The sequence below is a fragment of the Streptomyces sp. AC512_CC834 genome, assembly GCF_019049325.1.
GTDB lineage: Bacteria > Actinomycetota > Actinomycetes > Streptomycetales > Streptomycetaceae > Streptomyces.
In genome coordinates, this window is record NZ_JAGMUO010000011.1 from 242,683 (window position 1) to 258,874 (window position 16,192).

Below are 16,192 nucleotides of genomic sequence, written 5' to 3' on the forward strand. Positions count from 1 at the left end.
CCCGGCGCATCGGGCGACGCGCTCGAAGGCGCATCAGCCGATCGGTTGATGCCCCCCGTACGACCCCGGTGCGCGCGAAAACTCGGTGGGCTCTGTCAGTGGTGAACCGTAGGCTCGCTGCTGATGCCCACGAAACCTGCACCCGCCACGGATCTCGCCCCTGACCCTGTCCCGCAACCCGCCCCGCAACCCGCCACGGACGCTGTCGAGAAGCGTTCCACCGTACGTGCCCTGCTGCGGCTGTGGCCCTATGTACGGCCGGTTCGCGCGCGGTTGGGGACGGCCGCGTTCGTGGCGATCCTGGCCTCCTGCGTGGGGCTGGTGATCCCCCTCGTACTGAAGTGGATGGTGGACGGGCCGGTCGCCGACCGCGATCCGGCGGGCGTGTGGCTCGGGGCGCTGTACCTGCTGCTGCTCGGGGTGGCCGAGGCGTTGCTGTTCGGGTTGCGACGGTGGATGGTGGCCCGGCCGCTGGCGGGGGTCGAGGCGGGGATGCGGGCGGATCTGTTCCGGCATCTGCAACGGCTGCCGGTGGCCTTCCACGACCGCTGGGCCTCGGGGCAGTTGCTGTCGCGCGGGACGACCGACCTGATGCTGCTCCGCATGTTCCTCGCCTTCCCGCTGACGTTCCTGCTGGTCAACGGCGTGACGATCCTCGTCGGCGTGGGCATCATGCTGGTCCAGGACTGGACGCTGGGGCTGGTCATCCTCGGGCCCGCCATCCCGGTGATGATCACCTGCGGCATCTTCGAGAAGAAGTACTCCGCGGTGGCGCGGCGCGCGCAGGACCAGGTCGGCGATCTGACGACCGTGGTCGAGGAGAGCGTGCTGGGCGTCCGGATCATCAAGGGGTTCGGCCGGCACCGCAGTCAGGCCCGGGCCTTTTACGAGCTGTCGCACACGCTGCGCGGGACGGAGCTGCGCAAGGCACGGCTGCTGGCGGCCATCTGGGCGGTCATCGTGACACTGCCGGAGGTGGCGATCGGGGCCGCGCTGGTGGTCGGGGCCGTGCAGGTGGCGGACGGGTCGCTGTCGACGGGGACGCTGGTGGCGTTCCTGTCCACGGCGCTGGCCCTGCGGTGGCCGGTGGAGTCCATCGGCTTCCTGCTGGCGATGAGCCAGGAGGCGGCGACGGCGACGGACCGGTACTTCGAGGTGATGGACGAGGAGGTCGAAACGGAGGGTGGTGCCGGTGACCCCGCGTCGGTGCGGGGCGGTGGGAAGCGCGGCCCGGCGGCGCGGGGTGCCGCTGCGGGCGGACTGCGGTTCCACGACGTCCGGTTCCGCTACCCCGACGCACCCCCCGACTCCCCGCCCCTCCTCGACCGGCTCGACCTGCACATCCGCCCCGGTGAGTCCATGGCCCTGGTCGGCGCGACCGGCAGTGGGAAGACGACGCTGACCGCGCTCGTCCCCCGCCTGCACGAGGTGACCTCCGGACGGATCACGCTGGACGGCGAGGACATCACCGCCCTGTCCCGCGAGGAGCTGCGCTCCATGGTCGCCGTGGCCTTCGAGGAGCCCACCCTCTTCTCGGCGACCGTCGGCGAGAACGTGCTGATGGGGGCCGGTGACGGCGCCGGCGCCGAGGAGCTGGGGCGGGCGCTCGCCGTCGCGCAGGCCGACTTCGCGCACGCCCTTCCCGAGGGCACCGGCACCCAGGTCGGCGAGCAGGGCCTCAGCCTGTCCGGCGGCCAGCGCCAGCGCCTCGCGCTCGCCCGCGCGGTGGCCGGCAGACCGAGGTTCCTCGTCCTGGACGATCCGCTGTCCGCGCTGGACGTGCACACGGAGGCCGCCGTGGAGGCCGCCCTGCGGCAGGTCCTCGCCGACACCACGGCCCTGATCGTGGCCCACCGCCCCTCCACGGTCCTGCTCGCCGACCGCGTCGCCCTGCTCTCGGACGGCCGTATCACCGCCGTCGGCACCCACCACGAACTGCTGCGCACCAGCACCGAGTACGCCCACCTGATGTCCGGGCTCGACGGGCACGACGGGCACAACGGGCTCGACGGGCACGAGGTGCCCGGGGAAGGGGAGCGCCGATGAGTGCGCCCACGGCCACCGCGCCGGACAGGAGACGACCGGAGGACAGGGGCCCGGCGACCGAGGCGGACACCCGCGCGGCCGACGACCTCTTCGACCGGGACGTCCTGCCCAGCCCGCCGGGCGCGACCGGTCGCCTGCTGCGCTCCCTGCTGGCACCCCTGAAGGCCCGCGTCGCGGTCACCACCCTGCTCCTGCTGTTCCAGCAGGCGGCGGTGCAGGCGGGCCCGCTGCTGGTGGCGTACGCCATCGACCACGCCGTGCCGGCGCTGCGGGACGACGACCACGGCCCGCTGATCGCGGTGGGCGCCGGCTACCTGCTGTGCGCGCCGGCGGCGGGCGCACTGCAGTACGCCTTCATCGCGGCGGCGGCGCGCGTCAGCCAGGACGTGCTCCTCGACCTGCGCGGCCGCATCTTCCGGCACGCGCAGGCGCTGAGCGTCGACTTCCACGAGCGCTACACCTCGGGCCGTCTCATCTCCCGCTCCACCACGGACGTGGAGTCCCTGCGCGAGCTGCTCGACGAGGGCCTGCAGGAGCTGGTGACGGTCATCCTCTCCTTCGTGTACATCGCGGCGCTGCTGCTCTGGCTGGACCTGGGCCTGGGCGCCGTCGCGGTGGCGTCGTTCGTGCCGCTGTACGCGCTGGTGCGGCTGTACCAGCGGCGTGCGGGGCGGGTGTTCCGGCAGCGGTCGACGGCGATCGCGGCGGTGATCGTGAAGTTCGTGGAGACGATGAACGGCATCCGGCCGGTGCGCGCCTTCCGCCGGGAGGCCGCGGGCGAAGCCGACTTCGCGGTGCTGAACCGCCGCCACGAGCGGACCAACGGCAACGCGTCGCTGGAGATGGCCCGTTACGTGGTCGGTTCCCGGCTGGTCGCCAACACGGCCGTCGCGGGGATCGTGCTGTGGGGTGCCTACCGGGTGGCGGACGACACGCTGGCGCTCGGTGTGCTGGCGGCGGCGGTGCTGTATCTGCGCCGGCTGTACGACCCGATCGACCGGCTGGGCATGTTCCTGAACTCGTACCAGTCGGCGGCGGCCTCGCTGGAGAAGATCGCCGGGCTGCTGGCCCAGACGCCGACTGTGCCCGAGCCGGCCGCGCCGAAGGAGCTGCCGCCGCCGGCGGCGGAGCGCCCCGGCCGCGAGGTCGTCTTCGACTCGGTGAGCTTCGGCTACCGCACCGGCGGCGAGGTGCTGCCGCGCTTCGAGCTGACGCTCCCGGCCGGGCAGACGGTCGCCGTGGTGGGCTCGACCGGCGCGGGCAAGTCGACGCTGGCCAAGCTGCTCGCCCGGTTCTACGACCCCTCCGAGGGCCGGGTCCTGCTGGACGGCACCGACCTGCGCGACCTCGCCGTGCCCGAACTGCGGCGCGGGGTGGTGCTGGTGACCCAGGAGGCGTTCCTGTTCTCCGGCACGGTCGCCGACAACATCGCCATCGGCCGTCCGGAGGCGACGCGGGAGGAGATCGAGCGGGCCGCGAAGGCGATCGGCGCCCACGACTTCGTCGTCGCCCTGCCCGACGGCTACGACACCGACGTCCGCAAGCGGGGCGGTCGTATCTCCGCCGGCCAGCGGCAGCTCGTGGCGTTCGCGCGGGCGTTGCTCGCGGACCCGGCGGTGCTGATCCTGGACGAGGCGACCAGCTCGCTGGACATTCCCGGGGAGCGGGCGGTGCAGCGGGCGATGGCGACGGTGCTGAAGGGCCGTACGGCGGTCGTGATCGCGCACCGGCTCTCCACCGTGGAGATCGCCGACCGGGTGCTGGTGATGGAGCACGGCCGGATCGTCGAGGACGGCACCCCGGCCGAACTGATCGCCGGTACGGGCCGGTTCGCGGACCTGCACCGCGCCTGGCGGGACAGCCTGGCATGAGGATCGACGCGTACGAGGATCCGGGCGCCCCGGACCGCCGGGGAGGCTGGCGGTACCTGGCGTGGCTGGTCGGACGGCAGTGGCCGCGGTGTCTGGGGGCGGCGGTGCTGTCCAGTGTCTGGATGGTGCTGCTGGCGGCGACGCCGTACCTGATGGCGCGGGCGGTCGACCACGGTCTTGAGCCCGGCGACCTGGGCGCGCTGGCGGGCTGGACGGGCGCCATGGTCGCCGTCGGCGGGGTCAACGCGTGTCTTGGCATGATGCGCCACCGCACGATGACGAAGGTCCGGATGGACGCCAACTTCCGCACCGTCAAGGTGGTCGTCGGGCACGCCACCCGGCTCGGCGCCGCTCTGCGCGGCCAGGTGGGGGCCGGCGAGGTCGTCACGATCGGCGTGGGCGACGTGCAGACCATCAGCACGTCCCTGACCGCCGTGGGGCCCGGCATCGGAGCGGTCGTCGCCTATGCGGCGGTCGGCGGACTGATGCTGTCGGTGTCCACCCGGCTCGCCCTGGTGGTGCTGCTCGGGGTGCCGGTGCTCGGGGTGCTGCTCGGCCCGCTCATGGGGCGCCTGCAGGGCAGGGAGACCGAGTACCGGGAGCGGCAGTCCGTACTGACCGCGCGGATCGGCGACCTCGCGGGCGGGCTGCGGGTGCTGAACGGGCTGGGCGGCAAGGGCCTGGTCGCGGACGCGTTCCGCCGGGACTCGGGGCGGCTGCGCGAGCAGGGCTACCGGGTCGGCGCGGTGACGAGCTGGATCCAGGCCCTCGGGGTGGGACTGCCGGTGCTGTTCCTGGCCCTGGTGACGTGGATGGGCGCCCGGCTGGCCGTGCAGGGGCACATCAGTGTGGGCGAACTGGTGTCGGTGTACGGCTATGTGGTGGCGCTCGGCTGGCCGGTGGCGTTCCTCATCGAGATGGGCCACCAGCTCAGCCGGGGCGTGGTGGCCGCCCGCCGCGTCGTCGCCTTCCTCCACCTCGAGCCGGAACCGGACGACGGCACCCGCAACGCCCCCGCGGAACCCGCGGCCCTGTACGACCCGGCCTCGGGAGTCCGCGTACTCCCCGGCCACCTGACCGCCCTGGTCACGTCCCGCCCGTCCGACGCCACCGAGATACTGGACCGCCTGGGCCGCTACACCGCGTCGGACGTGACGTGGGGCGACGTCCCCCTGGCCGATGTCCCGCTCCCCCAGATCCGCTCCCGCATCCTGGTCGCCGACGCGGAAGCCGACCTCTTCGCAGGCACCCTGAGCGATGTCATAGGCGCTCAGGAGATGCCGGTAAGGGGCGCGGGCAGTGTCGATTTGCGGCTCCGCCGCGTGGGCGCGACCAGCCACGACGCACCCGCAGACGCACAACGACCTCTCGGGGCAGATGAATTGGCGGATCTCACCCAGGCCATACACAGCGCCGCAGCCGAAGACATCGTCCGAGGCCTCCCCGACGGCCTCAAAACCCCGGTCGCGGCCCAGGCCCGCGACCTCTCCGGCGGCCAACGCCAACGCATCCGCCTGGCCCGAGCCCTGCTGACCGCCCCCGAAATCCTCCTCGCCGCAGAACCCACCTCCGCCCTGGACGCCCACACGGAGGCCACCGTGGCCGACCGCCTCAAGGGGGCCCGAGAGGGCCGTACGACCGTACTGGCCGCCACCTCACCGCTCCTGCTGGACCGCGCGGACGTCGTGCACCACCTGGTCGACGGCAAGGTCGCGGCCACCGGCACCCATCGCGAACTCCTGGACACCGAGCCGGGATACCGCGCCCTGGTCGCACGCGACGCCGAGGACGCGGAGGACGCCGCGGAAGCCGACGAAGCCGCGAGCGAAGAGGAGCCCGCCCGATGACCGCGGAGCCGACACCGGGACAACTCCCCGTCGCCGAGCGCACCGACGTCCGCCGGGCGGCAGCCCACCTCGTGCGCGCCGACCGGCGGGCCTTCTCGGTCGTCCTCGGGCTCAACGCGCTGGCCGCGCTGGCCGGGCTCGCGGGTCCGTGGCTGCTGGGCCGGATCGTCGACGAGGTGCGGGCCGGCGGTGAGGTCGACGCCGTGGACCGGATGGCCCTCGCCATCCTGCTGTGTTCCCTCGCGCAACTGCTGCTGGCCCGCTGGGCGCGGTACGTGGGGCACCGGTTCGGAGAGCGGACGCTCGCCCGGGTGCGGGAGCGGTACGTGGACCGGGCGCTGGCGCTGCCCGCGTCCGTGGTGGAGCGGGCGGGTACCGGTGACCTGACGACGCGGGGCACCGCCGACGTGACCACCGTCGGCACGACGCTGCGCGACGCCGGTCCCGAGCTGCTGGTCAACGCCGTGCAGGCGCTGTTCCTCACCGCCGCGGTGTTCGTGCTCGACCCGCTGCTCGGCCTGGTCGGGGTGCTGGGGCTGACGCCGTCCTGGCTCGCGCTGCGCTGGTACCTGCGCCGGGCCCGGGCCGGTTACCTCGCCGAGGGCGCGGCCAACTCGGACGTCGCCGAGAGCCTGTCCGCCACGGTCGCGGGGGCCCGTACGGTCGAGGCGTTCCGGCTGGCCGAACGCCGGGTGACGACGAGCCGCGAGGCGCTGGAGGTCTCGCGGCGCACCCGGCTGCGCACCCTGTTCCTGCGCAGTGTGTTCTTCCCGGCGGTGGACGTCTCGTACGTGCTTCCCGTGGCGGGGGTGCTGCTGTTCGGCGGGTTCCTGCACGTGCACGGGTCGGCGAGCCTCGGAGTGGTGGTGTCCTGTGCCGTGTACCTCCAGCAGCTCGCCGGGCCGCTCGACGAGGTGCTGATGCGGACCGAGCAACTCCAGGCCGGCGGCGCCTCCTTCGCCCGGGTGGAGGGGCTGGCGCGCGCGCCGCGGGCGAGGACGGACGACTCGGCGGTGCCGGCGGACGACCGTATCGACGTGTCCGGGGTGCGGTACGCCTACGACCGGGGCGGCGAGGTGCTGCGCGGGGTGGACCTGACCGTGCGGCCGGGTGAGCGGCTTGCGGTCGTCGGTCCTTCCGGGGCCGGCAAGACCACGCTGAGCCGGCTGCTGGCGGGCGTGGACGCGCCGACGGAGGGCTCGGTGACGGTGGGCGGGGTGCCGGTGGTCGATCTCGGGCCGGAGCGGCTGCGCCGCCAGGTCGTGCTCGTCACCCAGGAGCACCACGTGTTCCTGGGCACGGTGCGTGACAACCTCCTCATCGCCGAACCGACGGCCACGGACGAGAGGTTGTGGGCCGCGCTCGCCGCGGTCGGCGCCGAGGAGTGGGTGCGGGAGCTGCCGGAGGGCCTCGGCGCCGAGCTGGGCGCGAAGGGCCACTCCACGGACGGCTCGCAGGCCCAGCAACTGGCCCTGGCCCGGGTGGTGCTGGCCGACCCGCACACCCTGATCCTCGACGAGGCCACCGCCCTGCTGGACCCGGCGACGGCCCGGCACACCGAGCAGGCGCTCGCCGCGGTGCTGAAGGGCCGTACGGTCATCGCCATCGCGCACCGCCTGCACACCGCGCACGACGCCGACCGGGTGGCGGTGATGGAGGACGGCCTGCTGACGGAGCTGGGCACGCACGACGAACTGGTGGCGGCGGGCGGCGCGTACGCGGCTCTGTGGGGGTCCTGGCACGGGGAGCGGCTCGCCGGTTACTGACCGGCTGGACAGTAACCGGACCGGGACAGCAAAGATTCCGTTTATCGAACGTGAACGCCCGGTCAACGAACCATTTCCAGCCAACTTAGTGACGCGCTCCTGACAAGTAGCGCTTTCTCCTGCCACTCTTCCGTCGGCCCTCCACAACGCCCCCACAGTTTCCCCACGAGCGTTGTGCCGCGGTCAGCTCCCAGCACGTGGTTTCTGCGTACACAGTTCCGCCCGGCCGGCCACCCGCCGACCGGTCTCCCCTGGCCGCGCGACCCGCGGCCACGCAGAAGGAGTCAGTGTGAGCAGCAGTACTCCCCACAGACGCACCTCCCACACCACCTCCCCCGCAGTCTCCCCCGCCGTCTCCCGCCGTGCCACGCACCGGCGTGCCGCGGCCGTCGCACTGGCCGGTGTAGCCGCGCTGATCGCCACGGCGGTCCAGTCCGGCGCCGCCACCGCGGCACCCGGACCGTCCCCCGCGAAGGGGACCGAGCTGGTCAAGCTCACCCCGGCCCAGCGCGCCGAACTGATCCGCGACGCCAACGCCACCAAGGCGGAGACCGCCGACGACCTGGGCCTGGGCGCCAAGGAGAAGCTGGTCGTCCGGGACGTGGCCAAGGACCGCGACGGCACCCTGCACACCCGCTACGAGCGCACCTACGACGGGCTGCCCGTCCTCGGCGGCGACCTCGTGGTGGCCAGTGACGCGGGGAAGACGGAGCAGGTCGTGAAGGCCACGGCGAAGGCGATCAGGCCCGCCACCGTCACGCCGAAGATCTCCGCCGCCAAGGCCGAGTCGCAGGCGGTGTCGGCCGCGAAGGCCGCCGGCGCCGAGCAGCCGGACGCCGACCGCGCCCCGCGCAAGGTGATCTGGGCGGCGAACGGCACCCCGGTCCTGGCGTACGAGACGGTCGTGGGCGGCCTCCAGGAGGACGGCACCCCCAACGAACTGCACGTCATCACCGACGCCGCCACCGGCGCCAAGCTGTACGAGTACCAGGGCATCGAGAACGGCACCGGCCACACCACGTACAGCGGCACGGTGACGCTCGGCACCGCCCGCTCGGGTTCGTCGTACACGCTGACCGACACCGCGCGCGGCAACCACAAGACGTACAACCTGAACGGCGGTTCGTCCGGCACCGGTTCGCTGTTCACCAACTCCGACGACGTGTGGGGCAACGGCAGCTCCTCCGACCCGGAGACCGCCGGCGCCGACGCCCACTACGGGGCGGCGCTGACCTGGGACTACTACAAGAACGTGCACGGCCGTTCCGGCATCCGCGGCGACGGTGTGGGCGCGTACAGCCGGGTCCACTACGGCAACAACTACGTCAACGCCTTCTGGTCGGACGGCTGCTTCTGCATGACGTACGGCGACGGGTACGGCAACTCCAACCCGCTCACCGCCATCGACGTGGCCGGGCACGAGATGACCCACGGCGTCACGTCCAACACCGCGGGACTCAACTACAGCGGCGAGTCCGGCGGTCTGAACGAGGCCACGTCCGACATCTTCGGCACATCGGTCGAGTTCTACGCCAACAACCCCTCCGACGTCGGTGACTACCTCATCGGCGAGGAGATCGACATCAACGGCGACGGCACCCCGTTGCGCTACATGGACGAGCCGAGCAAGGACGGCCCGTCCAAGGACTACTGGTACTCGGGGATCGGCGGGGTGGACGTCCACTACTCGTCCGGCCCGGCGAACCACTTCTTCTACCTGCTGAGCGAGGGCAGCGGCACCAAGACCATCAACGGTGTCACGTACGACTCGCCCACCTCGGACGGCCTCCCGGTCACCGGCATCGGCCGCGCCAAGGCGGAGAAGATCTGGTTCCGCGCGCTGACCACCAAGTTCACGTCGACCACCAACTACGCGGGCGCCCGCACCGGCACCCTGGCGGCGACCGGTGAGCTGTACGGCACCGACAGCGCCGAGTACACGGCGGTGCAGAACGCGTGGGCGGGCATCAACGTCGGCTCGCGGCCCGGTGACGGCGGCGACCCCGGTGACGGCACCACCGTCGAGAGCACCACGAACGTGAACATCCCCGACTACGGGTCGGCGGTGACCTCGTCCCTCACGGTCTCCGGGCGGGCCGGCAACGCGCCGAGCAACCTCCAGGTGGGCGTGGACATCGTGCACAGTTGGCGCGGTGACCTGCGGATCGACCTGGTCGCGCCGGACGGGTCGACGTACCGCCTGAAGAACAGCGGCTACGACCCGGCGGAGGACGTGCACGAGACCTACACGGTCAACGCCTCCTCCGAATCGGCCAACGGCACCTGGAAACTGCGCGTCCAGGACCAGGGCCCGGCGGACACCGGCTACATCGACGCCTGGCGGCTGACCTTCCCGTAGGCCGGACGGCTCGTGGGCACACCACCCCAAGTCAGGGCGTCGCTTCGGAGGTTCGATTCCTCCGGAGCGGCGCCCTCCGCGTGTGCGCTCCTCGCCCGCTCCATGTCCGCCGGTTTTTTGCCAAGCACTTACGCCCGTCTTGTTGCCGCTTGACCGAGGTCACACGGCCTTCACATTTCCGCAACACACGCCCGGACATCGCTTTTCGGCCAACATCATCACGCCCTCCTGACATGTACGCGCCTTCGGTGTCAGTCTTCTGTCACCCACAGCACTACTTCGCAGTAACCGGCCGGACACCCCACGCCGACCGGGTCCCCCCACCGAAGGAGCTTGTGTGTCTTCCCTCTTCGCGCGCCACAAGCGCTCCACGCTGGCCCTGGCCACCGCGGTCGCCGCCGGAGCGATGCTCACCACCGGCCTGAGCGCGGGCAACGCCGCCGCCGACAGCACCGCGCCCGCGGCCCTCCCGGGCGCCCCCGTGCTGCTGTCGGACACCGCCCGCAGCGCGCTCATACAGGAGCAGCAGGCCGGCGCGGCCGGCACGGCCCGGGAGATAGGCCTCGGCGCCAAGGAGAAACTGGTCGTCAAGGACGTGGTCAAGGACCACGACGGCACCGTGCACACCCGCTACGAGCGCACCTACGACGGCCTGCCCGTCCTGGGCGGCGACCTCGTCGTGCACCGGTCGAAGTCCGGCGCCACCGAGGGCGTCACCAAGGCGACGAAGGCCTCGGTCGAGGTGGCCACCGTCACGCCGAAGGTCAAGGCGGCCAAGGCCGAGCAGCAGGCGCTGAGCGCCGCCAAGGACGCCGGTTCGTCGAAGACGGCGGCCGACTCCGCGCCCCGCAAGGTGATCTGGGCCGCCGACGGCAAGCCCGTCCTCGCCTACGAGACCGTGGTCGGCGGCCTCCAGGACGACGGCACCCCCAACGAACTCCACGTCATCACCGACGCCGCCACCGGCGCCAAGCTGTACGAGTACCAGGGCATCGAGACCGGCTCAGGCAAGAGCCTGTACTCGGGCACGGTCGAGCTCGGCACCACCAAGTCGGGCTCCTCGTACCAGCTCTACGACACCGGGCGCGGCGGCCACAAGACGTACAACCTGGCCCGCTCGACCTCCGGCACCGGCACCCTGTTCACCGACGCGGACGACACCTGGGGCACCGGCGCCGCCTCCAGCGACCCCCAGGACCAGACCGCCGCCGTCGACGCCGCCTACGGCGCGCAGGTCACCTGGGACTTCTACAAGGACACCTTCGGCCGCAACGGCATCAAGAACGACGGCAAGGCCGCCTACTCCCGCGTCCACTACGGCAGCGACTACGTCAACGCCTTCTGGTCCGACGCCTGCTTCTGCATGACGTACGGCGACGGCACGGGCAACACCAACCCGTTGACGTCGCTGGACGTGGCCGGGCACGAGATGAGCCACGGCGTCACCTCCAACACCGCGGGCCTCAACTACAGCGGCGAGTCCGGCGGCCTCAACGAGGCGACCAGCGACATCTTCGGCACCGGCGTGGAGTACTTCGCCAACAACTCGGCCGACAAGGGCGACTACCTCATCGGCGAGCAGATCGACATCAACGGCGACGGCACCCCGCTGCGCTACATGGACGAGCCCAGCAAGGACGGCGCGTCCAAGGACTACTGGTCCTCCGGCCTCGGCGACGTCGACGTGCACTACTCCTCGGGCCCGGCCAACCACTTCTTCTTCCTGCTGTCCGAGGGCAGCGGGGCGCGGACGGTCGACGGGGTGGACTACGACTCCCCGACCTCCGACGGCTCCACCGTCACCGGCATCGGCCGCGCCAAGGCGCTGCAGATCTGGTACAAGGCGCTGACCGAGTACATGACGTCGACGACCGACTACGGGGACGCCCGCGCGGCGACCCTGAGCGCGGCCTCCGACCTGTACGGCGCCGACAGCACCGAGTACAAGACGGTGGGCGCGGCCTGGACCGCGATCAACGTGAGCTGACTGGCACCAACACACGGCGGGCGGCACCCGGAACCAGCGGTTCCCGGGTGCCGCCCTACTCTTGGGACCCATGTCCTTCACGTACGACGACGTCGGCGCCACCCGCGAGCAGGGCCACTGCCCGCCCGGCTTCCGCCCCATGCACGTACGCACCCGCCTGGGGGAGGGCGAACCGGTCTTCCAGCGGGCCGTCGAGGCCGTACTCACCTGGGAGATGCACCGGGAGCTGGGCGTAGGCATCGACGTGAGCGCGGAGCGTGCCGCGCCCGACGTCGACGTCACCGTCACCCTCGCCGGAATGATCAAGGCGCCCTGCCGGGTGGTGTGGACCCTCGAGGAACCGCGCCGGGCGGGCCTGGCCTACGGCACGCTGCCCGGTCACCCCGAGTCCGGCGAGGAGGCCTTCGTGGTCGACCGCACGGGCGACGGCACGGTCTGGCTGACCGTGTCCGCCTTCAGCCGCCCCGCCAAGTGGTACGCCAAGGCCGGCGGACCGGCCGCCCGCGCCTTCCAGCACGCCTACGCCCGCCGCTGCGGCACCGTCCTGCGGCGGCTGAGCGGCGGCGACGAGGAGGACTGACCGCCCAGGCACCGGCTGGGCACCGGGTAGGCACCGCCCCGGCACCGCCTCATCAATGCCCCGGCACCGCCCAGGCACTGCCCCGACACCGCCCAGGCGCTCACCGCATCAGCAGCCCCGCCGCCTCCGCCAGGTCGCCCGAGGGCACCGCGACCAGGCCGGTCTCCACGCCGGACGCCAGCAGCCGGTGCGCGGGCAGGACGCGGACCGTGTAGCCGAAGGGGCCGGTGCGGTCCAGGGCGAGCGGGCCCTCGTACACCCAGCGGCCCTCCAGGTCGGGGCCGCCCACCGGCTTCAGCGGCACCTTCGCCGCGTCGGTGATCCGGTCCTCGGAGTCCACCCGGCCGGAGACCGCCTGCACCTCCACGTCCTGAGGCGCCAGGTCGCCGAGGTTCACCCGCACCCGCAGCCCGAGCGTCGTGCCCAGTTCGGCGCTGGCGGTGGCGGCGGACGTCTCCACGTGGTCGACGCTCACGCCGGACCAGGCCGCCCGCACCCGAGCCTTCCACTCGGCGAGCCCGCGAGCGGAGTCCGGGTCCATCGCGCGATGTGCCTCGGCGGCGGGGGCGTAGAGCCGCTCGACGTACTCGCGGACCATGCGGCCGGCCAGCACCTTGGGCCCGAGCAGGCTGAGGGTCTTGCGGACCATCTCGAGCCACCGGTCGGGCAGCCCGCTCGCGCCGCGCTCGTAGAAGCGCGGGGTGATCCGCTGTTCCAGCAGGTCGTACAAGGCGGCGGCCTCTATGGCGTCGCGCCGGTCGGGGTCGGTGCCCGCGCCGTCGGCGGTGGGGATCGCCCAGCCGAAGTCGGGCTGGAACCATTCGTCCCACCAGCCGTCGAGGACCGACAGGTTGAGGCAGCCGTTGAGCGCCGCCTTCATGCCGCTGGTCCCGCACGCCTCCAGCGGGCGCAGGGGGTTGTTCAGCCAGATGTCGCAGCCGGGGTAGAGCTTCTGCGCCATCGCCATGCCGTAGTCCGGCAGGAACACGATGCGGTGCCGCACCCGCGGGTCGTCCGCGAACCGCACCAGCTCCTGCACCAGCCGCTTGCCGCCGTCGTCCGCCGGGTGCGCCTTGCCCGCGACGACGATCTGGATCGGCCGCTCCGGATGCAGGAGCAGCTCCGTCAGCCGGTCTCGGTCGCGCAGCATCAGCGTGAGGCGCTTGTACGACGGGACGCGCCGGGCGAAGCCGATGGTGAGCACGTCCGGGTCGAGGACGTCGTCGATCCAGCCCAGTTCGGCCGTCCCGGCGCCGCGCTGCCGCCAGGAGGCACGCAGCCGCTCCCGCACCTCCTCGACGAGCTGCTCGCGCAGGGTGCGGCGCAGCTCCCAGATGTCCTGGTCGGGGATGTCGGCGACCGAGTCCCAGCGGTCCGAGCCGCCGACGGCCAGCGCGTCCTCGGCCCGCTGCACGCCGATCTGCCGGGCGCCGAGCCGGAAGACCTCGGGTGCCACCCAGGTCGGGGCGTGCACACCGTTGGTGACGGAGGTGATCGGCATCTCGTCGGCGTCGAAGCCGGGCCACAGTCCGGAGAACATCTCGCGGCTGACCCCGCCGTGCAGCAGGGAGACGCCGTTGGCGCGCTGGGCCAGGCGCAGGCCCATCACGGCCATGTTGAAGAGGTTCGGCTCGCCGCCGGGGTAGGTCTCCATGCCGAGCCGCAGGACGCGTTCGACGTCGATGCGCGGGAGTTCGGAGTCGGGGCCGAAGTGGCGGGCGACCAGCTCGCGCTCGAAGCGGTCGATACCGGCCGGGACCGGCGTGTGGGTGGTGAAGACGGTGCCGGCCCGTACCGCCTCCAGGGCGGAGCCGAACTCCGAGCCCTCGTCGCAGAGTTCGGCGATGCGCTCCAGACCGAGGAAGCCGGCGTGACCCTCGTTGGTGTGGAACACCTCCGGCGCGGCGTGGCCGGTGAGCCGGCAGTACGTCCGTACCGCCCGGACACCTCCTATGCCCAGGAGCATCTCCTGGAGGAGCCGGTGCTCGCTGCCGCCGCCGTACAGCCGGTCGGTCACGCCGCGTTCGCCGAGGTCGTTCTCCTCGACGTCCGAGTCGAGGAGCAGCAGCGGTACCCGGCCGACCTGGGCCAGCCAGACGCGGGCCCGCAGCTCCCGGCCGCCGGGCAGCGCGAGGGCGACGTGGGCGGGGGTGCCGTCGGTCTCCTTGAGGAGGACGAGGGGCAGCTCGTGGGGGTCGAGGACGGGGTAGTGCTCCTGCTGCCAGCCGTCCCGGGTCAGGGACTGGCGGAAGTAGCCGTGGCGGTAGAGCAGGCCCACGCCGACGAGCGGCACACCCAGGTCGCTGGCCGCCTTCAGATGGTCGCCGGCCAGGATGCCGAGGCCGCCGGAGTACTGGGGCAGGGCGGCGGTGATGCCGAACTCGGGCGAGAAGTAGGCCACGGCGGCGGGGAGTCGGCCGGGCTGGGCCTGGTACCAGCGGTCACCGGTCATGTAGTGGTCGAGGTCGTCGGCCACCGCGGTCAGCCGGCGCAGGAAACGCCGGTCCTCGGCCAGCTCCGCGAGGCGTGCGGGCGGCACGGTGCCGAGCAGCCGTACCGGGTCGCGACCGGACGCGCTCCAGCACTCGGGGTCGACGGACTGGAAGAGATCGCGGGTCTCCGGATGCCAGGACCAGCGCAGATTCCGGGCCAGATCACTGAGCGGCCGGAGGGGGTCGGGGAGAACGGGACGGACGGTCAGTCGACGAATCGCCTTCACCCTGACGACGTTACCGCGTGATGTGTCCCGTGTTGGGGCCTTCGACCTGATCCGCCGGGCAGGTCGCGACACGCACGGCGTGTCGATATGGCCGGATCTTTCCCCGTCAGCCTTCTTGTGACAGTTCGGCCCACAAGGAAAGCTGCACATGTCGCGACGAACGCTGATTGCGGGAGCGGCAGCCGGGAAAACGACGGTCAGATCGCCGTGTGTGTCACCTTGTCGACATACGCGTGAGTAGTTGACAAAGTGCCGGATTGCCCACCCGAAGAGTGTGGGAAGGCTCCTGCGGTACGCCCCGCACGCACCTCGCAGGACCCACCTCCCCAGAGCCATCCGCCCACCCACGTTGACGCGGACAGGAGCGGTCATGCCCGCAACGCACCACTCGTCAGCATCCCCCGCGGACAGCAACACCACCGTCGTCGGGCGCATCCCCGTCCTGGACGTCCGCCCGGTCGTCCAGCGGGGGCGCAGGCCGGCCAAGGCCGTCACCGGCGAGTCGTTCGAGGTCTCCGCGACCGTGTTCCGGGAGGGACACGACGCGGTCGCCGCCAATGTCGTCCTCAGAGATCCGCGGGGCCGGCCGGGCCCCTGGACACCGATGCGCGAACTGGCCCCGGGCACCGACCGCTGGGGCGCCACCGTCACCGCTGGCGAGCCCGGACCGTGGTCGTACACCGTGGAGGCGTGGGGCGATCCGGTCACCACCTGGCGGCATCACGCGCGGATCAAGATCCCGGCGGGCATGGACACCGAGCTGGTCCTGGAGGAGGGCGCGCGGCTGTACGAGCGTGCCGCCGCGGACGTGCCCGGGAGCGAGGAGCGGCGTGAACTGCTGGCCGCCGTCGACGCGCTGCGGGACGAGAGCAGGCCGGCCGCCTCACGCCTGGCGGCGGCGTTGACGCCCCAGGTGGATGCGGTGCTGGCCGGGCATCCGCTGCGGGAGCTGGTCACCAGCTCCGACCCGCTGCCCCTGCTCGTGGAACGCGAACGCGCCCTGTACGGCGCCTGGTA

The 16,192-nt window shown here is 72.2% G+C and carries 9 protein-coding genes; 8 read left to right on the plus strand and 1 reads right to left on the minus strand.

All coding sequences use genetic code 11. The features are described from left to right. Window positions 1–123 precede the first annotated feature (123 nt). The 7 genes from KUM40_RS02950 to KUM40_RS02980 all read left to right on the plus strand — a co-directional run bounded on the left by KUM40_RS02950 (window position 124) and on the right by KUM40_RS02980 (window position 12,456). Complete coding sequence (locus tag KUM40_RS02950; protein WP_217162444.1) at window positions 124–2,046, plus strand: ABC transporter ATP-binding protein; 1,923 nt, start codon at window positions 124–126, stop codon at window positions 2,044–2,046. Beyond that, window positions 2,043–3,917 (plus strand): ABC transporter ATP-binding protein, encoded by a 1,875-nt coding sequence (locus KUM40_RS02955; protein ID WP_217162446.1) that lies wholly within the window; start codon window positions 2,043–2,045, stop codon window positions 3,915–3,917. The genes KUM40_RS02950 and KUM40_RS02955 overlap by 4 nt, the downstream gene beginning before the upstream one ends. Continuing rightward, window positions 3,914–5,764, plus strand: a complete 1,851-nt coding sequence (locus KUM40_RS02960; protein WP_217162448.1) for an ABC transporter ATP-binding protein — start codon at window positions 3,914–3,916, stop codon at window positions 5,762–5,764. The genes KUM40_RS02955 and KUM40_RS02960 overlap by 4 nt, the downstream gene beginning before the upstream one ends. After that, window positions 5,761–7,530 (plus strand): ABC transporter ATP-binding protein, encoded by a 1,770-nt coding sequence (locus KUM40_RS02965; protein WP_217162450.1) that lies wholly within the window; start codon window positions 5,761–5,763, stop codon window positions 7,528–7,530. Before KUM40_RS02960 ends, KUM40_RS02965 begins: the two co-directional genes overlap by 4 nt. Before the next feature lie 289 nt (window positions 7,531–7,819). Further along, a complete protein-coding gene (locus tag KUM40_RS02970; RefSeq protein WP_217162452.1) occupies window positions 7,820–9,889 on the plus strand; it encodes a M4 family metallopeptidase in 2,070 nt (689 codons plus the stop codon). 337 nt (window positions 9,890–10,226) lie between these two features. Continuing rightward, window positions 10,227–11,876, plus strand: a complete 1,650-nt coding sequence (locus KUM40_RS02975) for a M4 family metallopeptidase (RefSeq protein ID WP_217162454.1) — start codon at window positions 10,227–10,229, stop codon at window positions 11,874–11,876. Between the two features lie 70 nt (window positions 11,877–11,946). Next, on the plus strand, window positions 11,947–12,456 hold the full coding sequence (locus KUM40_RS02980) for a DUF1990 family protein (protein WP_217162455.1): 510 nt from the start codon (window positions 11,947–11,949) through the stop codon (window positions 12,454–12,456). A 100-nt stretch (window positions 12,457–12,556) separates the two neighbouring features. On the opposite strand, the gene KUM40_RS02985 is transcribed toward KUM40_RS02980, so the two are convergent. Next, a complete protein-coding gene (locus tag KUM40_RS02985; RefSeq protein WP_217162457.1) occupies window positions 12,557–15,175 on the minus strand; it encodes a glycosyltransferase family 1 protein in 2,619 nt (872 codons plus the stop codon). Between the two features lie 370 nt (window positions 15,176–15,545). Here KUM40_RS02985 and KUM40_RS02990 point away from each other — a divergent pair. After that, window positions 15,546–16,192: maltotransferase domain-containing protein (locus KUM40_RS02990; RefSeq protein ID WP_217162459.1), on the plus strand; the 647-nt coding region annotated here is incomplete at its 3' end.

Bases quoted from the DNA above. Each gene is read 5' to 3' on its own strand.
- KUM40_RS02960 (WP_217162448.1), top strand. From the start codon at position 3,914: ATGAGGATCGACGCGTACGAGGATCCGGGCGCCCCGGACCGCCGGGGA.
- KUM40_RS02955 (WP_217162446.1), top strand. From the start codon at position 2,043: ATGAGTGCGCCCACGGCCACCGCGCCGGACAGGAGACGACCGGAGGAC.
- KUM40_RS02950 (WP_217162444.1), top strand. From the start codon at position 124: ATGCCCACGAAACCTGCACCCGCCACGGATCTCGCCCCTGACCCTGTC.
- KUM40_RS02980 (WP_217162455.1), top strand. From the start codon at position 11,947: ATGTCCTTCACGTACGACGACGTCGGCGCCACCCGCGAGCAGGGCCAC.
- KUM40_RS02965 (WP_217162450.1), top strand. From the start codon at position 5,761: ATGACCGCGGAGCCGACACCGGGACAACTCCCCGTCGCCGAGCGCACC.